Raw genomic sequence first — 23923 nt, forward strand, 5'->3', positions numbered from 1 at the left:
GACCCTACGGGCCCGGCGCCGTCGCGACCCCTGCCGGACGGCACGGTCCGACCCCTCCGAAGGGGGTACGGGGTGCCGAACGGCACATGGCCGCCACCGGGAGACGGCGGGACCGTTGGAACGTGACGACCTCTCTTCTCGCATCGACGACCTCATCGGGACCGCGCCGGCCGTCCCGGGCCGGTCACGCCGCGGCGCTCTGGTCGGCGGCCTACGGGCTGCTCGGACTCGCCTGGGCGCTCGGCGCACCGGGATTCCCCTGGGGGCGAAGCGACCCCGACTCCGACCGGGAGCTGTCGATCCTCTCGGGGGCCTCCCCCGTACCGGGCGGGTGGTGGATCGCCGGTCTCGGGGCGGCGGGCACGCTGCTGGCGCTGGTGCTGGGCCGGTCGCGGGGGCGCGGCCCGCTGCGCCTGCTGCCGGCGGCCCTGGCCTGGCCCGCCGCCGCGGCCCTGACGCTGGTGATCCCCGACTCCCGTCTCATGATGGGCGTCGCCTACACGCCGCTCCTGCTGGTCGCCCCCCTGTTCGGCTGGCGCCTCGGCGGTACCCGCCTGCTCGACGTCTGGCCCTGGGAGGTGGTCAACCAGTTGCTGTGCGTGCTCGGCGGGGTCCTCCTGGCCACGGCCACCGTGGCCTACCTGCGACGCGGCCGGGACGCCTGCGGCGACTGCGGCCGTACGGCCGGCGGCGGAGGCTGGACCGCTCCGGGGGAGGCGGCCCGGTGGGGGCGCCGGGCCGCCTATGTGGCCGCCGCCGTACCGCTGGTGTACTGCGCGACCCGCTGGGCCTGGGCGCTGGGCGTCCCGCTGGGGGTCGACGAGGAGTTCCTCGTCGAGCAGGCCCGCGAGACGCCCGGCATCTGGCTGGCCGGCGCCTACCTGGCCACCTTCGGAGCGTTCGGCGGTCTCCTCACCCTGGGGCTGACCCGGCGGTGGGGTGAGGTCTTCCCGCGCTGGATGCCCGGCCTGCGCGGCAGGCGGGTCCCGCCCATGCTCGCGGTCGTCCCCGCCGCCGCCGTGTCGGTCATCGTCTTCGTGGCGGGCCTGACCTACATCCGGCTGGCGCTTCAGGGCCGCTTCGGCTCGTCCGACGTCGGAACGTGGCTGCCGGAGACGTCCTGGCCGGTGTGGGGCGCGGCCCTGGCGGCCGCCGCCCTCGCCTACCACCTGCGCAGACGCGGCCGGTGCCGGCGGTGCGGCCGGCTGTGACGGCCACGGCGGCGAGCCCGCGGCCCGTACGGCCCGCACAGCCCGTACGGCCCGCACGGCCCGCCTTCCCGGCGGGTCACGCGGCCCCTTTTCCGTGGGGCACAATCACTCCATGGAAGGACGCTGGATCGAAGTGGCGGACCGGGTGCTGGTGCGGCGGTACGCCGAGCTGGACCTGTCGGTGGGGCTGGTCCTGGGCGACGGCGGCTGCCTGGTGATCGACACCCGGGGCGACGAGCGGCAGGGCGCCGAGCTGGCCTCGGAGGTGCGCCGGATCACCCGCGACCCGTGGACCGTGGTGCTCACCCACGCCCACTTCGACCACTCCTTCGGCACCCGGCCGTTCCTCGCGTGCCCCGTCTGGGCCCACGAGGCCTGTCACGCCGACCTGGTCGCCGACGGCGCCCGGACGAAGGACGCGTGGGCGCGGCGCTACCGCGAGCAGGGCCGGCCCGATATCGCCGCCGACATCGAGAAGACGGAGATCGTGCCGCCGGACCGCCTGGTGACCGACCGGGCCGAGGTGGCGGCCGGCGGCCGCCGCGCCGTCCTGGCGCACCTGGGACGTGGGCACTCCCCGTCCGACCTGGTGATCGCGGTGCCGGACGCCGGCGTGGTGTTCGCCGGCGACCTGGTGGAGAACGGCGCGCCTCCGGCCTACGGCGACGCGTTCCCGCTGGAGTGGCCGGACACCCTCGGCGGGCTGCTCGGCCTCGCCGGGGACGCGGTCGTGGTGCCGGGGCACGGAGACCCGGTGGACCGCGCGTTCGTCACCGCCCAGCGCGCCGAGATCGAGGCGGTCGCCGGGCTCTGCCGGGAGGTGGCCGCGGGCCGGATGAGCCGCGAGGAGGCCGTACGGCGATCGCCCTATCCCGAGGACACCACGCTGACCGCTCTGGATCGGCTGGACGGCCCGCCGGGCGGATAGCCGGCCGGGCGCCGTCCGCCCGCGGGGGGCGGCGCGGCGGCCCGAAGAAAGCGGCGGCCCGAAGAAAGCGGCGGTCCGCGGAAACGGCGGCCCGTGAAACGGCGGCCCGTGGAGGACCGCGGCCCGCGGGTGACGACCGCCGCCGTCAGCCCACGGGGACCGGCGTGTCCGGGGTGTACTCGGTGTGGATGCGCCCGGCCGGGACGCCGAGACGGACCAGCCGGTCCGAGGTCGCGTACACCATCTCCCGCGACCCGCACACGAAGACGTCTCCGGACGGGATGATCCGGTGGTACTCCAGGGCGTCGACGGCGGTCTGGCCGTACCCCGGCCCCGGCTCGTCGGAGATCGCCTGCACGATCCGGAGCCGCCGGTGCTGCATGCGCAGATTGTTCAGCGCCTCGGTGTCGTAGGCGTCGGCGGCGCGCCGCACGCCGTAGAAGAGGTCGATGGCGGGGCGCTCGGGCATCCACACCGACTCCTCGATGAGCGCCTTGAGCGGCGCGAGGCCCGTGCCACCGGCGATGAAGACCAGGTGGGGGGTGGTGGCCTGCTCCAGCGACAGGGTGCCCCTGGGCGGGCCCAGCAGGACGGTGTCCCCCGGGCGGGTGTGCTTCACCAGCGCCGTGCTGACCCATCCGCCGGGTACGGCCCGCACGTGCAGCACGATCCTGTTGTCGTGGCGCGGGGCGTTCGCGATGGAGTACTGGCGCCACACCCGGGGCCACAGCGCGGTCTGCACGGTGGTGTACTGGCCCGCCCGGTACGGGTACGGGTGATTGGGCTCGATGGTGAGGACCGCGATGTCGGAGGTTCGCATCTCGTGCCCGACCACGGTGCCGATCCAGGCGGGCGGGGCGGTGACCGCGTCCTGGTCGGCCGCCTGGATCATCACCTGGGCGATGAAGTCGTAGGCGGCCGCCCACGCCTGGTCGTAGGCGGGCAGCCAGGCGCCGCGGGAGATCGTCCGCATCGCCGCGATCAGGCAGTTCCCGAGCGCCGGGTAGTGCTCGGCGCGGACGCCGTACTTGCGGTGGTCGCAGGCGAGCTGGGTGAGATACTCCCGCACCCCCTCGGTGTCCTCCAGGTTGAGCACCACCTGCGTCAGCGCGCTGAAGAGACGGTCGCGCTGGAGGTCCATCGCGGGGGGGAAGAGCTCCCGGATGCGGGGGTTCTCGGCGAAGAGCCTGCTGTAGAAGTTGAGGATCACCTGGTCTGCCATCGGCTCGACGAGCGACCAGCTTTCCCGGATGAGACGGATGTCCAGTGTCATGGCGTCACCCGACCGGTTTCCCCGCCTCATGCCCGCTCAGCCCCGCGCTCCGCGCCTGCCCGACGCCGAAGTAATCGTCTCCGGCGGGCCTGCGTCCCTCGGCGGCGCGCTCCCGGCGGTCCTGCCTGACCAGCAGCGGGATGTGCTTGGAGCAGTGGATGTAGGCCTCCTCGACCTCGACCATGATCCAGCGCTCGGCCTTCTTGCCCGGCGCGGTCTGGTCCTCGTCGTTGAGCCCGTAGCGTCGGGCGGCGTCGTAGGCGGTCATGATGCTCGCCATGCCGTTGACGTGCAGGCCCACCAGGTCTTCGAAGAAGTCGACGAACAGCAGGCTGATGTGCGGGTTCTCCAGGATGTTCCCCAGGCTGGCGAGCACGCCGTTGCCACGGAACTCCGGGTAGACCATCCGGGTGTCGTCCAGTACGCGCACGAATCCGGGCGGCCCCGAGCGGAACGTCGTGTCGCAGTTCCCGGCGGCGTCCGCGGTGCCCACGAACGCCATCTGCTGCCGGGCCACGAACTCACGCATCTGGGGCGTCAGGCGGTCGACCACCTGACGGCCGTAGAACCGCTCCGCCCGCTCCCTGGTGTCGAAGAGTTTCTGGAGGATGTGCTCCCCGCGGGAGCCGGGCAGGCCCTCGCCATCGTCCAGACCGTCGTACGGCACATGCTGGGTCGTCACGTCACTCCAATTCAGTCCCCGGACCGCAAGCCTGTGAGAGGGCGGGCGGGCATCCGGGCCCGGCGATGAGGCACCAAAACCGGATGTTTCCCCCCACATATCCGATGGAGCCTAGACCACATCAGTCCCTCCCGAAACAGTTCCGCAACATTTCCACGGATTTTTCGGATCATGATTAATGCTCACTTTTCATGCCCGGACCTGCACTCCAGCGCCGCGCGATCCCCTCCCGGAGGCGCGGTGAGGACGTTTTCAGACGACGAAGACGCACGGCGTGGCGGGTGGGAACGGTCCACCGGCGGTGACGGCGGAACCCGGCGATCCCGTCGGGAACGATCCAGGACCGGCCGGGGCGGGCGGGGCGGCCGGGGCGGCGTACGGCTATCCGGCGACGGCGGCACACGGCACGGCGGGCGGGCGGGGACGACCGGACAGGCGGAGGTGATCCGGTGGCGGTGGCATACGACGAGGCGGACGAAAAGGACATGAACGGCGCTCCCACCGGCTGGTAACCTCCGGCGGTCGGCGTTCTCGGGAGGAGAAGAAGATCATGAGGCTCGACCGGCAGGTGCTCATCTTCGACGCCGACGACACGCTCTGGGAGAACAACGTCCTGTTCGAGCGGGTCATCGACGACTTCCTGGGCTGGCTCGCGCACCCGACCCTCGACCGGACCGAGATCCGCGCCATCCTCGACGACATCGAGGCGGCGAACGCGGTCGCCCACGGCTACGGCAGCAAGGTCTTCCTGCGCAGCCTCGGCGAGTGCCTGGAACGGCTGCACCGGCGACCGGCGACCGCCGCGGAGCGCCGCCGGATCGAGGAGCTGGCGGTGGCGCTCGTCGAGCACCGGGTGGAGCTGATCCCGGGCGTCTCGGAGACCTTGGCCGCACTGGGCGACCGGCACGACCTGCTCCTGCTCACCAAGGGCGACCTGGAGGAGCAGCGGCGCAAGCTGGAGGTCTCCGCGCTCGCGCACCACTTCCGCGACGTCCACATCGTCCCGGAGAAGGATGTGGAGGTCTACCTCCGGCTGGTGCGGGAGCACGACCTGACGCCCACGACGACCTGGATGATCGGCAACTCCCCCAAGTCGGACATCCTGCCGGCCCGGCAGGCGGGCATGAACGCCGTCTTCATCCCCAACGACAACACCTGGGTGCTGGAGCGGGCCGACCTCGCCCCGGACGACGACCGGGTGCTGCGGCTGCGGAGGTTCCCGGAGCTGCTCGACCATTTCTGACGTCCGCCGGCGACGCCCGCCGGCACCGCGGAGCGCCGGCCGGACCGCCGCCTCCGTACGAGGACCGGAAGACCGGAGGACCGGGAGCCCCGGAGACGGGGAACCGGGGAGCCGGGGAACGGGGAGACATGACAGCGAAGCCCTCCGTGTCGTGCGTGTTCGTCTGCCACGACGGCGCCGGCCGGGTACTGCTGGCCCGGCGCGGCGCCGGGGCGCGAGACGAGCCCGGCACGTGGGACTGCGGCGCCGGGGCCCTGGAGTACGGCGAGACGTTCGAGGCGGCCGTCGCGCGCGAGGTCCGCGAGGAGTACTCGGCGGCGGCGCTGGAGATCGAGACGATCGGTGTCCGGAACGTCCTGCGCGGGGAGCCGGTCTCCTCGCACTGGGTGGCGGTGGTCTTCGCGGTCCGGGTGGACCCGGCCGAGGTCGCCATCGGGGAACCCCACAAGTTCGACGAGCTGGGCTGGTTCGCACCCGACCGGCTCCCGGACCGGCCGCACTCCCAGCTCTCCGGAAGCCTCGCTCTCTTCGCCTCCCGGACGGCCCGGAACGGGGGCTCAGGGGCGTAAGCGCCTCGTAAGGTCCGCGCCGGGGAGGCGAACCTACGCTGAGCGGGTGATCAGATATCGCGCTGTGGCCGCGGCGGTCTCGGCCGCTCTGCTGACGGGGGCGTGCGGCGCCGGAGGAGGGGACGAGGCGGGCGGCCCGGTCCGTTCCGACGCGCCGCTCTCGGCTCCCGCGACCTCTCCGGCGGCGTCCGTGACGTCCCCGGCGTCCGAGAGTCCCGCTTCCGGCTCCCCGAGCCCCACCGGCTCGCCGGCCGCCGTCCCCGCGGCGCTGGCGTTCCGTGCCGTCACCCTGGGCGGTGAGCGGTTCGAGGGGGCGAGCCTGGCCGGCCGGCCGGTGGTCTTCTGGTTCTGGGCTCCGTGGTGCCCGAAGTGCCTTTCGGACGCCCCGGCGGTCAGGGCCGCCGCGGAGAAACACCGTGACGTGGCGTTCGTCGGGGTCGCGGGCCTCGACGCCGAACCCGCCATGAAGGAGTTCGTCCGGCGCACCGGGACCGGGACGATCGTGCAGCTGTCCGACGCCGGGGGCGCGGTGTGGACGAAACTGGGCGTCACCCAGCAGTCGACGTTCGTGTTCATGCGGCCCGACGGCTCCACCGAGAAGGTCTCCGGCCCACTCGGCGCCGACGGGCTGAACCGGCAGGTCGGAAAGCTGCGCGCGGGATGACGCCGCACGGACGCACGGACCGGACACCGCACGGACGCCGGACGCCGGGCGGCGTCACGGGACAGCGGGCGGGAAAGGCACCGTGAGCACCGGTCTTCCGGTGGCGCTGGCCGTCACCGCCGGCACGGTGGCCGCGTTCAACCCGTGCGGCTTCGCGATGCTCCCCGCCTACCTCACCATGCTGGTCGCCGGCGGCAGGGCCCCGCTGGTCCGGGCGCTGCTGCTCGCCGCCGCGATGACCGGCGGGTTCGTCACCGTCTTCGGCCTCTTCGGCCTGGTCGTGGTCCCGCTGGCGCACTCCGTCGGGGAGTACCTGCCGTGGGTGACGATGGTGATCGGCGCGGCCCTCGTCGTGCTGGGCGGCGCGCTGCTGACCGGCCGGGAACTGCTGATCCGGCTCCCCGGGCTCGGCGCCGGCCGGCCCACCGCCTCGGCGGCCTCACTGTACGGCTACGGCCTCTCCTACGCGGTCGCCTCGCTGTCCTGCACGGCCGGGCCGTTCCTGGCCGTCACCTCCGCGTCGCTGACCGAAAGCGGCCTGCTGGGCGGGATGGTGGTCTTCGTCGCCTACGCGCTGGGCATGGGCCTGGTCGTCGCGGCCCTGTCGGTGGCCGTGGCGCTGGCCCGCGCCGCCGCGGTCGCCGGGATGCGGCGGATCCTGCCGTACGTGTCGCGGGTCAGCGGCGGCCTGCTGGTGATCGCCGGGCTGTACGTCGCCTACTACGGCTGGTACGAGCTGCGCGTCTTCGCCGGCGCGTCCACGGACGACCCTGTCGTGGGCGCGGTGACGGCGGTGCAGGGGGCCGTCGCCGGGTGGGTGGAGGACGCCGGCCCGGGCCGGATCGCCGCCGCCCTCGCCGTACTCGTCCTCGCCGGGCTCGCCGTACGGGGGGCGCGGCGGAAGGCACGGCGGGCACGGGAGGCGCGGCGGGAGTGGCGCCGCGGGCCGCACACGACGGCTGAGCCGCCTGTCCACGACACCGGCCCGGGGCATCGGTCTTGATGAAGCCCTGATTCTTCTGTCTTCCCGAGAGGCCGCGTAATGTTGCCCCTCGTGCGGTTCGAACTCGTTCACGCCCTGCGCAATGTCAAGTATCCGGTGTCCTGGACGGCGCCGGCCGGCGCGGCGGTGCCGGCGCGACGTCGCCGGGGCTCTGACGGGTGACGACGCCGGACGCCGAGGAGGAGGGCCGGATCACCCGCCTGTGGTCGGCCCGGAACCGCTCCCGGCTCCTGCTGCTGGTCGCCGTCACGGCCTGGGCCTCGATCGCCCAGGTGGCCGCCGGGGCCGCGGTGTGGCTGACGGCCTCCGCGATCGCCGGCGGGGCGCTGCTCTCCCTGCTGGGGCTGACGATCCGCTCCGCCGCCGAGCCGAGGGCGTGGTGGCCGCGGTTCGCGGCGATGGCCGCGATCCCGCTCCTGCTCGCCTTCGCGGCCGGCCCTTGGTGGGCGGCGACCGCCGCCTGGGCCGGCACCGCCGCCGGGTGGGGTCCGCTTCGTCAGGCCCGGCCGTACATCGTGGGACTCGGGGCGGCGGCGGGCCTGCTGGCCCTCGCCGGAGGCGGGGACGCCGGGCTGGCCCTGGTGCTGGGCGGATTCGTGACGCTCGTCGGCTTCTTCACCGTCCAGGGCCGGCACGCCGCGGAGCTGATGACCGAGCTGCGGGAGACCAAGCAGGAGCTGGCCCGGCTGGCGGTCGTCGAGGAGCGCAACCGCATCGCCCGCGACCTGCACGACCTGGTCGGGCACAGCCTGTCGGTGGTGGCCGTGAAGAACGAGCTGGCCCGCCGCCTGCTGCCGATCGACACCGGCCGCGCCGACGGCGAGTTGAAGGACGTCGACGTCATCGTGCGCCGCGCCCTGTCGGAGGTACGGCAGGCGGTCACCGGCTACCGGCAGCCGACGCTGGCGGGCGAGCTGTCGTCGGCGGTCCAGGCGGCCAGGGCGGCCGGCATCCGCTGCGAGGTGTCCAGCCCGGTCTCCTGGGACCTGCCGGTGGCCGTCGAGGGCCTGCTGGCCTGGACGGTCCGGGAGGGTATCACCAACGTGCTGCGGCACAGCGGAGCCGCCAACTGCTGGATCACGGTGACCGAGGGCGCCGGGGACACCGGGGACACGACCGGGATGACCGGGTCCGCCGGGATCGCCGTCGAGGTCGCCGACGACGGCGCCGCCGTGCGGGCCCGCGAGGACGACGACCGGCCGGGCAACGGCCTGGCCGGGCTGAGCGAGCGGGCCGGCGCCCTGGGCGGGTCCCTGACCGCGGGCAGACGCGACGGGGGCGGCTTCCGGCTGCGGGTGGAGGTGACGGGTTGATCCGGGTGCCGTCACCGTCCGCGCCTACGGGGTGCTCAGGGATGCCCGGGTGGGCCGGCCGTCCTGAACGGAACGGGTCGTCCCTCCCGGTTCATCGGTTTCCCGTCCCGCCCCGGGCACCGGCCTCCCGGGGCGGTCCGGAGGGGCGGTTCAGGCGAGCCAGGCGGTGGTGTCCGCGGGGAGGTCGTCGCCGTCGAGCGGGCCGCTGGCCAGCAGGACCGGCCCGTGCGGCGGGAGCCGTACGGGGCCGGGGCCGAGGTTGGTCACGCAGGTGAGCCCCGACTCGCGGGTGAAGGCCAGCACGCCGGGCCCCAGGTCGAGCCAGGTGAGCTCGCCGTCGCCGAGCCGGTCGCGGCGGATGCGCAGCGCGGTCCGGTAGAGGGTGAGCATCGAGCCGGGGTCGGCCGACTGGGCCTCCACGGTGAGCGTGCGCCAGTCCTCGGGCTGAGGCAGCCACGGCTCGCCCGCGCCGAAGCCGTACGGCGGCTTCTCCCCCGACCAGGGCAGCGGCACCCGGCAGCCGTCCCGGCCCGGCACGGTGTGGCCGGAACGGGTCCACATCGGGTCCTGGCGCAGCTCGCCGGGGATGTCGACCTCGGGCAGGCCGAGCTCCTCGCCCTGGTAGACGTAGACGCCGCCCGGCAGCGCCATGGCCAGCAGCGCGGCGGCCCTGGCCCTGCGTCCGCCGAGACCGAGGTCCGACGGCGCGCCGTCCCGGCGGTCGCCGTGGTCCCAGGACGTGTCGGCCCTGCCGTACCGGGTCACCACGCGCGCCACGTCGTGGTTGGACAGCACCCAGGTGGGCGGCGCGCCGAGCGGGGCGTGCGTGGCGAGGGTCCGCTCGATCGAGAGGCGCAGCGCGGCGGGCTCCCAGGGGCAGGCCAGGAAGTCGAAGTTGAAGGCGGTGTGCAGCTCGTCGGGCCGCAGGTAGCGGGCGAAGCGTTCCTGGTCGGGGAACCACACCTCGCCGACCAGCATGCGGTCGCCGTACCCGTCGGCCAGGCGGCGCCAGTCGCGGTAGATCTCGTGCACCTCGTCGAGGTCGGTGTAGCCGTCGGGATCGCCGCCGTCGAAGTCCTTCACCAGCACCGCGGCCGAGTCGATGCGGATGCCGTCCACGCCCCGGTCGAACCAGAAGCGCAGCACGTCGCGGAACTCCTCGCGCACCTCGGGGTTGGTCCAGTTGAAGTCGGGCTGCTCGGGGGCGAACAGGTGGAGGTACCACTGCCCGTCCGGCACCTGTGTCCAGGCGGGCCCGCCGAAGATGGACCGCCAGTCGCCGGGCTCGTCGGCGAACCAGAAGCGTTCCCGCTCGGGTGAGCCGGGCCCGGCGGCCAGCGCCTCCTGGAACCACGCGCTCCGGTCGGAGCCGTGGTTGGGCACCACGTCGATGATGACCCTGATGCCCAGCTCGTGGGCTTCGACGATGAACCTCTCGGCCTCGGCCAGCGTGCCGAAGACCGGTTCGATGTCCCGGTAGTCGGCCACGTCGTATCCGCCGTCGGCCATCGGCGACGGGTACCACGGGTTGAGCCAGACGGCGTCCACCCCGAGGTCGGCGAGGTACGGCAGGCGTGCCCGCAGACCCGCCAGGTCTCCCGTCCCGTCACCGTTGCCGTCGGCGAAACTGCGCAGGTAGACCTGGTAGATCGCGGCCCCCCGCCACCACGTTTCCGGCATGCTGCTCGTGACTCCTCACTGGTAGGGATTCGCCGGTCACCGCGTCAGCCCTTGAGGCCGCCGGCGGTGAGGCCGGCCATGATGTGGCGCTGGAAGACGAGGAAGACGACGATGGTCGGGACGCTCGCCATCACCAGCGAGGCGATGAGCACGTTCTGCGGCATCTGCGCCGACAGGTTGGCGACGCCGACGCTGACCGACATCTTCTCGGCGTCGGTCAGCACCAGCAGCGGCCAGACGAAGTCGCGCCACGCGTTGACCACGGTCAGGATGGACACCACGCCCAGGATCGGGCGGGAGATGGGGATGACGACCGACCACAGGATCCGTCCCGGCGTCGCGCCGTCGATCTCGGCCGCCTCCAGCAGTTCGCGGGGGATCGAGTCGAAGAACCGTTTGAGCAGGAAGATGTTGAACCCGTTGGCCGCCGCGGGAAGCCAGATCGCCCACGGCGTGTTCAGCAGGTCCCAGCCGAACAGCGGCAGGTCCTTGACCGTCAGGTAGGCCGGAAGCATGATCACCATCGGCGGGATCATCAGCGTGGCCAGCATCATGGCCAGGATCAGCTTGCCGAGCACCGGCCGCAGCCTGGACAGGGCGTAGGCGGCGGTGACGTCGATGGCCAGGGTGAACAGCCAGGCCCCGCCCGCGTACAGGGCGGTGTTGCCCATCAACCGGCCCAGGTCCATCAGCTCCCACGCCTCGGCGTAGGCGTCGAACGTGACCTCCGACGGCAGGAACGTCGGCGGGATCCGCACCAGCTCCTCGGTGGACTTCATCGCCCCGGTGACCATCCAGTACAGCGGGAAGACGAAGGCCGCGGTGAAGCCCGCCACGACCACGACGAGGACGGTCCAGTAGACGATCCGGCCCGTGGGCGAGTTGAGCCGGTGCGGGGAGACGGCGGTGCGGAACTCCGGCTCGATCCGCCGCGGCCGGCGCCGCTGTCGCGGCGGGCGGGGCGCGGGAGGGGCGGGCGAGGTGGTGACCGGAGCGGAGGTGAGGTCGGCGAGATCCGGCATCAGCTCTTGCCCTCCCGCGAGACGCGCAGGTAGACGGCGGAGAAGACCATCAGGACGATCATCAGCATCACGCCGAGCGCGTTGCCGCCGTTGATGTTCCCGAAGTTGAAGGCGTACTGGTACATCAGGTAGACGACGCTGACCGTGGAGTTCTCCGGGCCGCCCCCGGTGAGCAGGTAGGGCTCGATGAAGACCTGCATGGTGGCGACGATCTGCAGCAGGAGCATGACCAGCAGGATCAGCCTGGTCTGCGGGATCGTGATGTGCCGGATCCGCCGGAAGAGCCCGGCGCCGTCGAGTTCGGCCGCCTCGTACAGCTCGCCGGGGATGGTCTGCAGCGCGGCGAGGTAGATGAGCGTGCCGCTGCCGAGGTTCATCCAGGTGGAGACGATGACGAGCGAGACGAGGGCGGTGCCGGTACTGTTCAGCCAGTCCAGGGGCGGCAGGTGCAGGAAGCCGAGCACCTGGTTGAACAGGCCGGACTCCGGCTCGTAGAACCACTGGAAGAGCAGCACGCCGACCGCCGGAGGCAGCATCACCGGGAGGTAGACGACGAGCCGCAGGTAGGCGCGGGCGTGACGCAGCTCGTTGAGCACCAGCGCGACGACGAACGGGACGCCGTAGCCGAGGACCAGCGCGAGGACGGTGAACGCCACCGTGTTCTTCCAGGCGGGTCCGAAGGCCGCGTCCCGGACGACCGCGGCGTAGTTCTCCAGTCCCACCCAGACGGGCGCGTCGACGAAGTTGGTCCGCTGGAAGCTGAGCACGACCTCCCAGACCATGGGGTACCAGGAGAAGAACGCGAAGCAGATCAGCGCTCCGCAGAGGAACCCGTAGGCGGTGACGTTCCGCCGTACGGCGAGCCGCCTCCGCCCCGGGTCGTCCCGCCGGTGCGGGCCTCGCGTGGTCACAGCCGGGTCAGCCCTTCTTCGCCAGCAGGGCGTTGACCTTGGCCTCGGCGTCGGCGAGCAGCTTGGCGGGGTCGGCGTCCCGCCTCGTCAGCACCGCGGACATCGGGGTGTCGAGGACGGCGTAGATCTCCTGGGCGTACGGTCCCGGCTCGGCCTTGGGCGGGACGCCCTTGGAGCCCTCCGCCCAGAGCGCGAACTGCTCGGGCGCGACGTTCGCGTTCTCGGAGCGCAGCCGCAGGACCTCCTGGCCGGAGGGGGTGTCGGCACCGTACAGGTCCGGGTACGGCTGGCCGACCGTCAGGTTCGCGCCCTTGGCGCGCACGTAGTCGAGCTGGCCCTTGCCGGGGGTGAGGAACTCGTACTCGATCCACTTCAGGCCGGCCCTGATCTGCTCGGGTGTGGCCTTGGGGTTGATCATGTATCCGGCGCCGCCGTTGAACAGCGCCCTGGCCTCGGGCTGGGCGGTGACGGCGTAGTTCTCGAACTTCGCCTGGAAGTCGTTGCGCAGCGAGATCAGCACGTCGGGGGCGCCGAGCATCATGCCCATCCTGCCGCCGGCCATCGCCTTCATCAGGGCGGGCCAGTCGATGTAGAGGCGGGAGCCCATGCTGTCGTCGGTCCAGCGCATCTGCTTGAGGTTCTCCAGCACCGCCACGCCCTCGGGACTGTTGAAGGCGGCTTTCCCGCCGTCGGGGGTGAGGACGTCGCCCCCGCGGCCGTAGAGCGAGGCGGTGAAGTGCCAGCCGCCGACGTTGTTGCCGCTGTACTCGCCGAAGCCGACGTAGCCGGGGCCGAGTGCGGAGATCTTCTTGGCCGCCTCCCGCACCTCGGCCCAGGTCTTCGGCGGATTGGCCGGGTCGAGACCTGCCTTGGTGAACACGTCGCGGTTGTAGACCAGGCCCATGCCGTAGCCGTCGGTGGGCAGGCCGTAGACCTTGCCGTCCTTCTTGAAGATGTCGAGGGAGGCGTTGTAGTCCTTGAACGTCTTCAGCTCCCCGACGTACGGCGTGAGGTCGGCGGCCTGACCGGCGGCCACCAGTCGCCCGACGTTGGGGAAGTTGACGAAGAAGACCGTCTCCAGCTGGCCGCCGGCCAGCTTCGCCTCGAACGTCCGCGGCTCGTAGCAGGGGAAGGCGTCGGAGACCTTCTCGATCCTGATGTCCGGGTTGAGCTTCCGGAACGCCGCGAGGTCCTCCTCGTAGGTCGCGCGCTGCGCCTTGTTGGTCTTCGGCGGCATGCAGTTGACCGTGATCGACACGGGACCGCCCGCGGAGCCCGCCGCGGACGGCTGCGCGCCGTCCCCGGCGGGCTCGCCGGAACCGCACGCCGACGCCGCGAGGACGAGGGCGCTCGCGAGCAGCGGCCCGAGGAGCCTGCGACACCCGGATCTCGTCATGGAGCTGACCCTTCTGCTGGGGGAGGCCGGGAGCGAGCCGGAAGGTCCGCTCCGGGGTGGCCTCACCATAGGATCCTCGACACCGTGACGCAATATTTCGACAGAAAGATGAAACATAACGACTACATCACGCGTCTCTTACGCGGGAAACAGCGGAAGGGGTGACCCGCCGATCGGGTCACCCCTTCCTGCCGCTTCCGGCGGCCACGCCCGGCTCGCCGCCGGGGCCTCCCGCCGCGCCCCTCCCGGCCGGGCCGCCGCCGTCAGGCTCAGCCGGCCGGGCCGCGCGGCGGCCCGCGACCGTCGCGCTCAGCCCGCGGCCGGCCTCGCCGTGGAGGCCCGGACCACCAGCTCCGGCTCGAACAGCAGCTCGTCCGCGGGCACGGCCGCCCTGCCGATCAGCGCGACCAGCAGGTCCACCGCCGCCCGCCCCATGGCGTCGATCGGCTGGCGCACCGTGGTCAGCGGCGGCTCGGTGCAGTTCATCAGGGCGGAGTCGTCGTACCCGACCACCGACACGTCGGCCGGCACCGACAGCCCCGACCTGCGGGCGGCCCTGATCGCGCCGAGCGCGAGCGGGTCGCTGGCGCAGACCACGCCGGTGACCCCGGACCGCAGCAGTCTCGCCGCCGCCGCGTGCCCGCCCTCCAGGGAGAACATCGTGTGCTCGACCAGGGCGGGATCCCCTCCGGCGGCGAGGAAGGTCTCCAGCTTGCGGCGGGAGGGCATGTGGTCCTTCGGCCCCAGCACCATTCCGACGCGCTCGTGGCCCAGGGACCTCAGGTGCCCGAGCGCCATCTCGGCGGCCACCTTGTCGTCGCAGGACACCTGCGGGAAGCCCAGGTGGTCCACGGACGCGTTGACCAGAACGGCGGGCAGCCGGCGCTCCAGGATCAGCTCGTAGTGCGCGTGCGAGGCGTCGGCCTGGGCGTACAGGCCGCCGGCGAAGACCACGCCCGACACCTGCTGCTGGAGCAACAGGTCGACGTACTCCGCCTCGGAGACGCCGCCCACCGTCCGCGTGCACAGCACCGGGGTGAAGCCCTGCTGGGCCAGGGCGCCGCCGACGACCTCGGCGAAGGCGGGGAAGATGGGGTTCTGCAGCTCGGGCAGCACCAGGCCGACCAGCCGGGCCCGGTCGCCGCGCAGCTGGGTGGGCCGCTCGTAGCCGAGCACGTCGAGAGCCGTCAGCACCGCCTCCCGGGTGGTCTCCGAGACCCCGGGCTTCCCGTTGAGCACGCGACTGACCGTCGCCTCGCTCACGCCGACCTTCCTGGCCACCTCTGCAAGTCGTCGCGTCATGCGCAAACCATACGACATCCGAAGCAAGTATTTGCAGCCGTTTGCGGGTCCGAACGTCAGCCGTTTGCGGTCCACGACGGCGGCTCCCCGCGGCGAAATCCCTTGCTGAGCAGCGATGACGCCGCCCCCAGAGGCGACATTGCGAAGTCAATTCATTGCGAAATTCCGTCGAAATATTGCAGACATCGATTTGTCATTTTACGGTTCAGCCATTCGACCCGACGAAGGACACGCTCCCCCTGACCCCCGGCACCCCCGGCACCCCCCGGCGTTCCGGACCCGAGACGGTTCCGGACACGAGACAGAGGAACGGATGACACACAAGCGCGCCACACTGCTCCGGCTGATCGCGGCGATCGCCGCCTTCAGCCTTCTGATCATCACCGGACCGCCCCTCCCCGCCACGGCCGCGACCGGCCCGAGCCTCGCGACCGGCGCGAACCTCGCGGCGGGCCCGAACCTGGCGGCGGGCAAGGCCGTCACCGCCAGCGGGCACACCGACGTCTACGTCGCCGGCAACGCGGCCGACGGCGACCCCTCCACCTACTGGGAGAGCCCGTCGCACTCCTTCCCGCAGTGGATCCGGGTCGACCTGGGCGCGAACACCGGCGTCGACCGGGTCGTGGTGAAGCTCCCGCCCGGCTGGGAGCCGCGTACGCAGACGTTCTCGGTGCAGGGCAGCACCGACGGCTCCTCCTACACCACGATCGCCGGCTCCGCGACGCGCGCCTTCGACCCCGCCTCCGGCAACACGGTCACCGTCGGCCTCCCCGCCACCGTCACCCGCTACGTCCGGCTGAACATGACGGCCAACACCGGATGGCCCGCGGCGCAGGTCTCCGAGCTGGAGGTGTACGGCGGCGCCACCGGAGACACCCAGGCGCCCACCGCTCCCGGAAACCTCGCCTACACCGAACCCGCCGCCGGCCAGATCAAACTGACCTGGACCGCCTCCACCGACGACGTCGGCGTCACCGGCTACGAGATCTACGCCAATGACGTCCTGCGCGCCACCGTCGCGGGCGATGTCCTGACCTATACCGACACCCAGCCCGCGAACGCCACCGTCACCTACCGGGTCCGGGCGAAGGACGCGGCCGGCAACCGGTCGGCCCCCGGCAACGCCGTCACCCGCGCCGGCAGCGGCGCCGGCTCCAACCTGGCCGTGGGCAAGCAGGTCAGCGCCTCCTCCTACGTCCACACCTTCGTCGCGGCCAACGCGGTCGACAACGACCCCGCCACCTACTGGGAGTCCGCGCCCGGCGCCTATCCCGCCACGCTCACGGTGAAGCTGGGCGCGAACGCGAGCGTCACCTCGGTCGTGGTCAGGCTCAACCCCGACCCCGTCTGGGGCCGGCGCACCCAGACGATCGAGGTGCTGGGCCGCGAGCAGGGCGCCTCCTCCCCCGCCACGCTGAAGGCGGCGGCGCCGTACACCTTCGACCCCGCCACCGGGAACACCGTGACGATCCCGGTCACCGGCGACGTCGCCGACGTCCAGCTCAGGCTCACCTCCAACACCGGCGCGCCCGGCGGGCAGGTCGCCGAGTTCCAGGTGATCGGCGTCCCGGCGCCCAACCCCGACCTGACGGTCACCGCCGTCTCCTGGACGCCTCAATCCCCGACGGAGGGCGACACCGTCACGCTGCGGGCCACCGTACGCAACTCCGGCGACCGGGCCTCCGGCGCGACCGGCGTGAACTTCTACCTCGGCGGCGCCAAGGCCGGCACCGCCCCGCTGGCCGCGCTGGCGGCCGGCGCCTCCGCGGAGGTCTCGGCGTCCGCCGGACGGTGGGACGCCGGCTCCTACCCGGTCACGGCGAAGGTCGACGAGGCCGACGCGGTCGCCGAGAAGAGCGAGCTGAACAACGCGCTCACCGCCTCCTCGCCGCTGGTCGTCAAGCCGGTCGACAGCTCCGACCTGACGCCCGTGGCGAGCTGGACCCCGGGCAACCCGGCGAGCGGCACCACGGTGACCTTCTCCGTGGCGATCCGGAACAAGGGCAACATCGCCTCCGCGGGCGGCGGCCACGCCGTCACGCTCACCCTGCTCAACGACGCCGGGACGGCGGTGCGCACCCTGACCGGCTCCTACACCGGCGCGATCGCCGCGGGCGCCACCACCGCCCCGGTGAGCCTCGGCACGTGGACCGCCGCAGGCGGCCGCTACACCGTGCGGGCGGAGGTCGCGGCCGACACCGCCGAGCTTCCGGTGAAGCGGGACGACAACGTCGTGACGACCCCACTGTTCGTCGGCCGCGGCGCGAACATGCCCTACGACACCTACGAGGCGGAGGACGCCTCGATCGGCGGCGGCGCGACCGTCGTCGGGCCCAACAGGACCGTCGGCGACCTCGCCGGCGAGGCGTCCGGCCGCAGGGCGGTCAGGCTCGCGACCACCGGCGCCTACGTCGAGTTCACCACCAGGGCTCCCACCAACACCCTCGTCACCCGGTTCTCCATCCCCGACGCGCCCGGCGGCGGCGGCATCGACGCCACCCTCGACGTCTACGTCGACGGCGTCTTCCGCAAGGCGCTCAACCTGACCTCGAAGTACGCCTGGCTGTACGGCCCCGAGGCGAACCCCGGCAACTCCCCGTCCATGGGCGGCCCCCGGCACATCTACGACGAGGCCGGCCTGATGCTCGGCTCGACCGTCCCGAAGGGCAGCAGGATCAGGCTGCAGAAGGGCACGGCCAACACCACCACCTACGCGATCGACTTCGTCGACACCGAGCAGGTCGCGCCCGTCCCCAACCCCGACCCCGCGCGGTACGTCGTCCCGGCCGGGTTCGGCCACCAGGACGTGCAGAACGCCCTGGACAGGGCGCGGATGGAGACCGGGTGGCTGGGTGTCTACCTGCCCCCGGGCGACTACCAGACCGCGCAGAAATTCCAGGTGTACGGCAAGCCCGTCAAGATCGTCGGCGCGGGCCCCTGGTACACCCGGTTCCACGCCCCCGTCACGCAGGAGAACACCGACGTCGGTTTCCGCGCCGAGTCCTCCGCCAACGGCTCGGCCTTCACCGGCTTCGCCTACTTCGGCAACTACACCTCCCGCATCGACGGCCCCGGCAAGGTGTTCGACTTCCAGAACGTCGCCGACATCGTCATCGACGACATCTGGAGCGAGCACCTGGTCTGCCTCTACTGGGGCGCGAACACCGACCGGATAACGATCAGGAACTCCCGCATCCGCGACATGTTCGCCGACGGGATCAACATGACCAACGGCAGCACGGACAACCTCGTCAGCAACAACGCGGCCCGCTCCACCGGCGACGACAGCTTCGCCCTCTTCTCGGCCATCGACGCGGGCGGGGCCGACATGAAGGGCAACGTCTACGAGAACCTGACCGCGATCCTCCCCTGGCGCGCCGCGGGCATCGCGGTGTACGGGGGTTACGACAACGTCTTCCGCAACATCTACATCGCCGACACGCTGGTCTACTCCGGCATCACGATCAGCTCGCTCGACTTCGGCTACCCGATGAACGGCTTCGGGGCCGACCCGCCCACCAGGTTCGACAACATCTCGATCGTCCGGGCCGGCGGCCACTTCTGGGGGGCGCAGACCTTCCCCGCCATCTGGGTCTTCTCCGCCTCGAAGGTCTTCCAGGGCATCCGGGTCACCGGCGTCGACATCGTCGACCCCACCTACCACGGCATCATGTTCCAGACCGGCTACTCGGGAGGCAGGCCGCTCAACCCGATCAAGGACACCGTGTTCACCGACGTCTCGATCACCGGCGCCCACCGGAGCGGTGACGCCTACGACGCCAAGTCCGGCTTCGCCGTCTGGGCCAACGAGCTGCCCGAGCCCGACCAGGGACCGGCCGTGGGCTCGGTGACCTTCAACAACCTGAGGATGAGCGACAACGCCGTGAACATCAGGAACACGACCTCGACGTTCACCATCACCGTCAACTGACCCACCGGCCCCGGCGGTCCTTCGCCGGCGCTCACCCCGTGGACGGCCCGGTCACGGGGTGAGCGCCGGCGGCCGGTCGGCCGGTGGCGCCGGAACCGGTCCTCCTCCGGCTTCTGTCGGCGGGACCTGGCAGGATCGCCGTGCACGCGAACCCGCCGCGGGCCGGGGTGCCGGACAGCGCATCCCGGCCCCCGGTACGGCCGCGCGTGCCCGGCCGCCGCGCCGGATCCCACCGGCCCCCACCAGACCGAGGACCGCCCCGGATGGAGCTCTCCCCCGCCGCCCGCCGGCTGCTCGCGCTCATGACCGACCCGGCCACGGAGCACCCCGCCGCCTGGCCCGGCCGCGCCGAGCTGGGCCCCTACGACCTGGGGGCCCTGCTGCCCTCCGCCTACCGCGTCCCCACGACCCCCGCGGGGACGTCGGCGAGGTTCCTGGTGGAGGACGAGGCCCGGGAGCGCCAGCCGGCGTTCACCCCCGCCTCCTGCGCCGAGCTGTTCGCGGCGCTGGCCGACGGGCTGGCCACCCGTGAATGGGCCGACCTGCACCTCGGCGCGGCCTCACTGGTGCGCTGCCCGGACGGGCCGCCCCTCGCCGCGCTCGCGGCCCCCGCCCGGACACTGGTGCGGTTCCTGCTGGAGGCCGGCCGGCTCGACCAGCCGTACGCGCTGCTGGCCGTCGCGGGGCTCGCCGGGTGCGACGGCCGAGGCGACGACGGGCTCGACGCGAAGGTGACCGAGGCGATCGGAACGGGCCGGGGCCCGATCGGCGCCGACGAGCTCCGCCTGCTCGCGAGCTGGGACGCCGGGCACCGGGCGCTGTTCCTGGAGGCCCTGCGGAACAGGTCGTTCGGCTCCCCGCCGCCGCTTCCCGGCGTCTGGGGGCGACTGGCGGACCTCCCCGGCCACACCGCCTTCGCCCGCGCGGCCCTGGAGGCCGCCGCCGCCCGGGTCGCCGCGATCCACGCGGGCGAGATCCCCTACCGCGCCGACCGCGCGTTCGAGGCGTCGGAGACCGAGGCGCTCGGCCGCGCCGTACGGCTGGCGCTGATGCGCGACGAGGAGTGGCTGCCCGCCCTGCTCACCCCGCTGCTGGCCGGAATCGCGGTCGCCCCCGGCTCGGCGCGGACCCTGCCCTCCCAGGCACTGCTGTACGAGATCGCCCGGGCCGTCGAGGACTTCCCGACCCCCGAGGCGGTCACCGCGCTGCGCGCCGCGCGTGGGGCGGCGCGGCACGCGGGCGTGCCCAAGCAGCTCGACCGCATGCTCAAGCGGATCGACCGCGCGGCGGCCGACCGGCGGTCTCCTCATCCGGTGCGGTCAACCGGTGGCGCCAGGGCGGGTCGGCACCCGCGACCTCGCAGGTGAGGGCGGCGACCCGGACCGCGAAGGTGAGCGCCTCGGACAGGTCGCCGGCGGTGAGGCCGGTCAGGCGTCCGCCGAGGAGGCCCCGGACGCCCAGGCTGTGCAGCAGGCCGGCGGTGAAGGCGTCGCCCGCCCCGACGGTGTCGGCCACGTCCACCGCGGGGGCGGGCACGGCGAGCCGTACGCCGTCGAGGGAGGCGGTCACGCCGTCCGCGCCCCGGGTGAGCAGGACGAGCCTGGCTCCGGCCGCGTGGCATTCCTCGCGGAACCCGTCGAAGTCACCGAAGTCGCCGAGGTGGGCGAGGTCCTCCTCGCTCACCTTGACGATGTCGGCGAGCGCCGCCCAGCGGGGCAGGCGGGCCCGGTAGACCGCCGGATCGACGAGCCCGGGGCGGACGTTCGGGTCGATGGAGATCGTCGCCCCCGCGCGGGCGCCGGTGAGGAACTCCTCGATCCGCGCGGCGCCGGGCGCCATGACCAGGGCGAGGGAGCCGGTGTGCACCGCCGCGACCCCGCCGAGGTCGCGGGTGGCGAGCTCCTCCTCCGTCCACTGCCAGTCGGCGGCGCCCTCGGCGTGGAAGGAGTACTCGGCCCGGCCCTCCGCGTCGAGCGTCGCCACCGCCAGCGTGCTGGGCTCGGCGGCGCGCACGACGCCGGACAGGTCGACGCCGGAGGCGGTCAGGCGCTCGTGGAAGAGACGGCCGAAGGGGTCGGCGGAGATCCGGCCCAGATAGCGGGCGGGGGTGCCGAGCCGGGCGAGGGCGACCGCGGCGTTGGCCGGGCCGCCGCCGGGGATGACGCGCAGCGCGAGCTCACCCCGCCGGGAGGCTCCGGAGTCGGTGAAGGCGTCGGCGACGCACTCGCCGACGACGGCCACGGCCGGGCCTGTCGTCCTCGTCCCCTCGGCTGGGCTGGTCATGCGCCTCCTCCTGGTCGGGCCCCTCGGTTCTCCGGAGCTCCGGAGGTCTTCCCAGGAGAGTCTCCCAAGGAGAAGGGCCGCCGGTCATCCGGGGAGGCCGATGAAGCCGTCGAAGCCGCTGAGACCGCACGGCCGGAAGCCTCTGAAAGGCGAGCGGCCCGCCGTGCCCTCCGGGGAGGGCACGGCGGGCCGTTCCGCCCGGCGCCGTACCGTCAGTGCCCGGCGTTGCCGGGACGGCCCCACGGGCCGGTGATCGCCATGACGTGGCCCGGCGTCTGGATGCAGGCGAACAGGATCCTGCCGTCCTGGCTGAAGGTCGGGCCGGTGAACTCGCTGTCGTTCAGGTCGTTGCGGGCCATCGGGTAGGACTTGCCCTGGTCGGTGACGCCCACCAGGTGCTGGACGCCCTCGCCGTCCTCGGCCAGGATGACCCCGCCGTACGGCGAGACCGTGATGTTGTCCGGCCCGTCGAAGGCGCCGTCCTCGTCGGGGTCGGCGTTGACGCCGAAGATGGTCTTCAGCGTGACCGTCTGGCTGCGGGGGTCGTAGAACCACACCTGGCCGTCGTGCTCGTTGAGGCTGCCGTCGCTGTGCCGGGCGAAGCTGGCCACGAAGTACGCGCCGCCGTCGGCCCACCAGGCGCCCTCCAGCTTGCGGCTGCGGGTGACCTGGTCGTCGGCGAACTGCTTGCGCGTCGAGACGCTGCGGGCGTCGCGGTCGGGCACCGGGACCCACCGGACCCGGTAGCGGGTGCCCGGCCGGGTGGCCTGCGACAGGTCCTGGATGTGCTCGGAGCCGTGGTAGCAGCTCATCGCCTCCAGGGTGCCCGCGGTGTCGCCGCCCTCGCTCTGGGCCAGGGCCTTGAGCGCGCCCTTGCCGCCCCGGAAGCCCGCGGGCGGGGTCCAGCGGTAGTAGAGGCCGTTGGGGCCGGAGGCGTCCTCGGTCTCGTAGATCGTGAAGGTCCGCGGGTCGACGGCGACGGCCTCGTGCGAGTAGCGGCCGAGGAACTTCAGCGGCACCGGGTCCCGGTTCGCCTCATGGTCGAAGGGGTCGACCTCGAAGACGTAGCCGTGGTCCTTCTGGTACTTCCCGCCGGCCCTCTGCTCGGTCTCCTCGCAGGTCAGCCAGGTGTTCCACGGGGTCTTGCCGCCGGCGCAGTTGTTGTGCGTGCCGGCCAGGCTGACGTACTCACGGACGCGGTCGCCCCGGAGGCTCACCTCGATGTTGGTCGTGCCGCCGCCGGCGCCCGGGTCGTAGGTCAGGCCGGGCAGGGCCGGCACCCGGTACGGCTCGCCGCCGCCGACCTCGTGGTTGTTCACCAGGGTGGTGCCGCGGCCGTGGGGGAAGGCTCCGGTGCCGTCGGGGTCGCTGGGCGTGGGCTCACCCGTCTCCAGCTTCGTCACGCCGGCCTGAGCGATGATCTTGTAGGAGAAGCCGGCGGGCAGGGCCAGCACACCGGCCGGGTCGTCGACGAGCGGGCCGTACCCCAGCGCGGGCCGCGTCGCCGCGAACGCCGCGGGGCCGGCGATCGCCTCGATGCTGCCGGCGAACACGATGCCGAGGCCGCCTGCGGCGCTGCTACGGAGGAAGTTGCGACGGGAAACGGGTGAGGACACGGGTATCGCCTCCAGTTTGGAACGCTGACACCGAGCGATCTAATTATGTCCGGGAAACATCCTTGTCGTCCCACTATGTTCGCCGGATGAACCCCCGCTGAACACTCCGTCCCGCGAACGGCCCGCCCGGATCCCTCACGGCCGGCACGGCCCCGCCCCAGCGGTCACGGCGGATGTCAGACGGTCGCCACCGGCGTTCCCCGGACGCCCAGCGCCTCCGCGACAGCGATCGTGTCCAGGCGGAAGGGGCGGATCTCGGTGATCAGGCCGTTCCCGAAGGTGATGAGCCGCATGACCGCCGTGTCGAGGACCCGTCCGGTGGCGCGTCCTGAGCCCGTCACGGGGGAGGTTCCGGGTGGTGCCAGGGCAGGACCAGCGGCTCCGCCGGGAGGCCGCCGGTCAGCAGCCTGTCGAGCAGGCCGGAGAGGCCGGGCGGGATGACGTGGTCGCCGGTCGTCCGCAGCTCGGGAAGGGTCCACCAGCGGAAGGTGTCCATCAGGGAGCGTTCGAGGTCCTCCATGCCGGAGACGTCCACCGACGGTTCGGGGACGCGCAGCAGGAAGTAGTGGTCCCGGGCGTAGAACAGCCGGTCGTCGAGGTCGGTCCAGTGGCCCCGGGAGACGGCGACGACCGGGCCGAGGTCCTCCGGCGAGGTCACCTGGCCGGTCTCCTCACGGAGTTCGCGAGCCGCGGCCACGGCCAGGTCCTCACCGGGGTCGACGCCGCCGCCGGGGGTGAACCAGGCGAGGTCGGAGCCCTTGACCAGACCGCGGCCCCGGAACAGCAGGACCCGGTCCCGGCCGTCGAGGAGCAGGACGCGGGCGGAGGGCCGCACGACGGCGCCGGGCAGCGGGTCACGGGGAGTCGCTTCGGGCATGAGGGCGAGCATAGGCGGC

20 protein-coding genes are annotated in these 23923 nt (G+C 72.7%); 9 read left to right on the forward strand and 11 right to left on the reverse strand.

What is annotated here, in order from left to right; all coding sequences use genetic code 11:
- The first annotated feature begins 122 nt into the window (after positions 1 to 122).
- Positions 123 to 1211 (forward strand): hypothetical protein, encoded by a 1089-nt coding sequence (locus ACZ6W9_RS18750; RefSeq protein WP_470118778.1) that lies wholly within the window; start codon positions 123 to 125, stop codon positions 1209 to 1211.
- Between the two features lie 112 nt (positions 1212 to 1323).
- Positions 1324 to 2139, forward strand: a complete 816-nt coding sequence (locus ACZ6W9_RS18755) for an MBL fold metallo-hydrolase (protein ID WP_362946221.1) — start codon at positions 1324 to 1326, stop codon at positions 2137 to 2139.
- Positions 2140 to 2284: 145 nt separating this feature from the next.
- Here the strand turns inward: ACZ6W9_RS18755 and ACZ6W9_RS18760 are convergent, their stop codons facing one another.
- Together ACZ6W9_RS18760 and ACZ6W9_RS18765 are read right to left on the reverse strand one after the other, a co-directional pair.
- Complete coding sequence (locus tag ACZ6W9_RS18760) at positions 2285 to 3412, reverse strand: globin domain-containing protein (RefSeq protein ID WP_362946223.1); 1128 nt, start codon at positions 3410 to 3412, stop codon at positions 2285 to 2287.
- A gap of 4 nt (positions 3413 to 3416) precedes the next feature.
- A complete protein-coding gene (locus tag ACZ6W9_RS18765; protein ID WP_470118781.1) occupies positions 3417 to 4094 on the reverse strand; it encodes a pyridoxamine 5'-phosphate oxidase family protein in 678 nt (225 codons plus the stop codon).
- Between the two features lie 550 nt (positions 4095 to 4644).
- Here ACZ6W9_RS18765 and ACZ6W9_RS18770 point away from each other — a divergent pair.
- From ACZ6W9_RS18770 to ACZ6W9_RS18790, 5 genes are all read left to right on the forward strand, one after another.
- Entirely contained in the window at positions 4645 to 5337 is a 693-nt protein-coding gene (locus tag ACZ6W9_RS18770; protein WP_362946228.1) for an HAD family hydrolase, read from the forward strand.
- Between the two features lie 128 nt (positions 5338 to 5465).
- Complete coding sequence (locus ACZ6W9_RS18775) at positions 5466 to 5906, forward strand: NUDIX hydrolase (protein ID WP_470118783.1); 441 nt, start codon at positions 5466 to 5468, stop codon at positions 5904 to 5906.
- A gap of 46 nt (positions 5907 to 5952) precedes the next feature.
- On the forward strand, positions 5953 to 6570 hold the full coding sequence (locus ACZ6W9_RS18780; protein ID WP_470118784.1) for a redoxin family protein: 618 nt from the start codon (positions 5953 to 5955) through the stop codon (positions 6568 to 6570).
- 82 nt (positions 6571 to 6652) lie between these two features.
- Positions 6653 to 7573: a cytochrome c biogenesis CcdA family protein gene (locus tag ACZ6W9_RS18785; RefSeq protein ID WP_470118786.1), complete on the forward strand. Its 921-nt coding sequence runs from the start codon at positions 6653 to 6655 to the stop codon at positions 7571 to 7573.
- Between the two features lie 158 nt (positions 7574 to 7731).
- Entirely contained in the window at positions 7732 to 8886 is a 1155-nt protein-coding gene (locus ACZ6W9_RS18790) for a sensor histidine kinase (protein WP_470118788.1), read from the forward strand.
- Between the two features lie 150 nt (positions 8887 to 9036).
- On the opposite strand, the gene ACZ6W9_RS18795 is transcribed toward ACZ6W9_RS18790, so the two are convergent.
- The 5 genes from ACZ6W9_RS18795 to ACZ6W9_RS18815 all read right to left on the reverse strand — a co-directional run bounded on the left by ACZ6W9_RS18795 (position 9037) and on the right by ACZ6W9_RS18815 (position 15197).
- Entirely contained in the window at positions 9037 to 10566 is a 1530-nt protein-coding gene (locus ACZ6W9_RS18795; RefSeq protein WP_470118790.1) for a glycoside hydrolase family 13 protein, read from the reverse strand.
- A gap of 44 nt (positions 10567 to 10610) precedes the next feature.
- Positions 10611 to 11588, reverse strand: coding sequence for a carbohydrate ABC transporter permease (locus ACZ6W9_RS18800; RefSeq protein WP_470118792.1), 978 nt, complete (start codon positions 11586 to 11588; stop codon positions 10611 to 10613).
- Positions 11588 to 12499 carry a carbohydrate ABC transporter permease gene (locus ACZ6W9_RS18805; protein WP_470118794.1) on the reverse strand — a complete coding sequence of 304 codons (912 nt, stop codon included), beginning with the start codon at positions 12497 to 12499 and terminating at the stop codon, positions 11588 to 11590. Before ACZ6W9_RS18805 ends, ACZ6W9_RS18800 begins: the two co-directional genes overlap by 1 nt.
- 7 nt (positions 12500 to 12506) lie before the next feature.
- Positions 12507 to 13895, reverse strand: a complete 1389-nt coding sequence (locus ACZ6W9_RS18810) for an ABC transporter substrate-binding protein (protein ID WP_389970558.1) — start codon at positions 13893 to 13895, stop codon at positions 12507 to 12509.
- Positions 13896 to 14204: 309 nt separating this feature from the next.
- Positions 14205 to 15197: a LacI family DNA-binding transcriptional regulator gene (locus ACZ6W9_RS18815; RefSeq protein ID WP_470118796.1), complete on the reverse strand. Its 993-nt coding sequence runs from the start codon at positions 15195 to 15197 to the stop codon at positions 14205 to 14207.
- Positions 15198 to 15510: 313 nt separating this feature from the next.
- Here ACZ6W9_RS18815 and ACZ6W9_RS18820 point away from each other — a divergent pair, with 313 nt between their 5' ends.
- Positions 15511 to 19128 (forward strand): galactose-binding domain-containing protein, encoded by a 3618-nt coding sequence (locus ACZ6W9_RS18820; RefSeq protein ID WP_470118798.1) that lies wholly within the window; start codon positions 15511 to 15513, stop codon positions 19126 to 19128.
- Between the two features lie 263 nt (positions 19129 to 19391).
- Positions 19392 to 20495, forward strand: coding sequence for a hypothetical protein (locus ACZ6W9_RS18825; protein ID WP_389970549.1), 1104 nt, complete (start codon positions 19392 to 19394; stop codon positions 20493 to 20495).
- Here the strand turns inward: ACZ6W9_RS18825 and ACZ6W9_RS18830 are convergent.
- The 4 genes from ACZ6W9_RS18830 to ACZ6W9_RS18845 all read right to left on the reverse strand — a co-directional run bounded on the left by ACZ6W9_RS18830 (position 20395) and on the right by ACZ6W9_RS18845 (position 23904).
- Positions 20395 to 21411, reverse strand: a complete 1017-nt coding sequence (locus ACZ6W9_RS18830) for a carbohydrate kinase family protein (protein WP_389970546.1) — start codon at positions 21409 to 21411, stop codon at positions 20395 to 20397. The two genes, ACZ6W9_RS18825 and ACZ6W9_RS18830, sit on opposite strands and share 101 nt — an antisense overlap.
- Positions 21412 to 21623: 212 nt before the next feature.
- The gene (locus ACZ6W9_RS18835; RefSeq protein ID WP_389970543.1) at positions 21624 to 23027 is read right to left on the reverse strand and encodes an alkaline phosphatase PhoX; all 1404 of its coding nucleotides are present in this window, start codon (positions 23025 to 23027) and stop codon (positions 21624 to 21626) included.
- Between the two features lie 176 nt (positions 23028 to 23203).
- Positions 23204 to 23368 carry a hypothetical protein gene (locus ACZ6W9_RS18840; protein WP_470118801.1) on the reverse strand — a complete coding sequence of 55 codons (165 nt, stop codon included), beginning with the start codon at positions 23366 to 23368 and terminating at the stop codon, positions 23204 to 23206.
- Positions 23365 to 23904 (reverse strand): NUDIX hydrolase, encoded by a 540-nt coding sequence (locus ACZ6W9_RS18845; protein ID WP_470118803.1) that lies wholly within the window; start codon positions 23902 to 23904, stop codon positions 23365 to 23367. The genes ACZ6W9_RS18840 and ACZ6W9_RS18845 overlap by 4 nt, the downstream gene beginning before the upstream one ends.
- Between the last annotated feature and the right edge of the window lie 19 nt (positions 23905 to 23923).

This window comes from Streptosporangium sp. NPDC053982 (assembly GCF_055585205.1).

Excerpts from the sequence above, each read along its gene's own strand:
- ACZ6W9_RS18795 (WP_470118790.1), bottom strand. The coding sequence starts at position 10,566 with ATGCCGGAAACGTGGTGGCGGGGGGCCGCGATCTACCAGGTCTACCTG.
- ACZ6W9_RS18815 (WP_470118796.1), bottom strand. The coding sequence starts at position 15,197 with ATGACGCGACGACTTGCAGAGGTGGCCAGGAAGGTCGGCGTGAGCGAG.
- ACZ6W9_RS18770 (WP_362946228.1), top strand. The coding sequence starts at position 4,645 with ATGAGGCTCGACCGGCAGGTGCTCATCTTCGACGCCGACGACACGCTC.
- ACZ6W9_RS18825 (WP_389970549.1), top strand. The coding sequence starts at position 19,392 with ATGGAGCTCTCCCCCGCCGCCCGCCGGCTGCTCGCGCTCATGACCGAC.
- ACZ6W9_RS18845 (WP_470118803.1), bottom strand. The coding sequence starts at position 23,904 with ATGCCCGAAGCGACTCCCCGTGACCCGCTGCCCGGCGCCGTCGTGCGG.
- ACZ6W9_RS18830 (WP_389970546.1), bottom strand. The coding sequence starts at position 21,411 with ATGACCAGCCCAGCCGAGGGGACGAGGACGACAGGCCCGGCCGTGGCC.
- ACZ6W9_RS18775 (WP_470118783.1), top strand. The coding sequence starts at position 5,466 with ATGACAGCGAAGCCCTCCGTGTCGTGCGTGTTCGTCTGCCACGACGGC.
- ACZ6W9_RS18800 (WP_470118792.1), bottom strand. The coding sequence starts at position 11,588 with ATGCCGGATCTCGCCGACCTCACCTCCGCTCCGGTCACCACCTCGCCC.
- ACZ6W9_RS18755 (WP_362946221.1), top strand. The coding sequence starts at position 1,324 with ATGGAAGGACGCTGGATCGAAGTGGCGGACCGGGTGCTGGTGCGGCGG.
- ACZ6W9_RS18820 (WP_470118798.1), top strand. The coding sequence starts at position 15,511 with ATGACACACAAGCGCGCCACACTGCTCCGGCTGATCGCGGCGATCGCC.
- ACZ6W9_RS18760 (WP_362946223.1), bottom strand. The coding sequence starts at position 3,412 with ATGACACTGGACATCCGTCTCATCCGGGAAAGCTGGTCGCTCGTCGAG.
- ACZ6W9_RS18810 (WP_389970558.1), bottom strand. The coding sequence starts at position 13,895 with ATGACGAGATCCGGGTGTCGCAGGCTCCTCGGGCCGCTGCTCGCGAGC.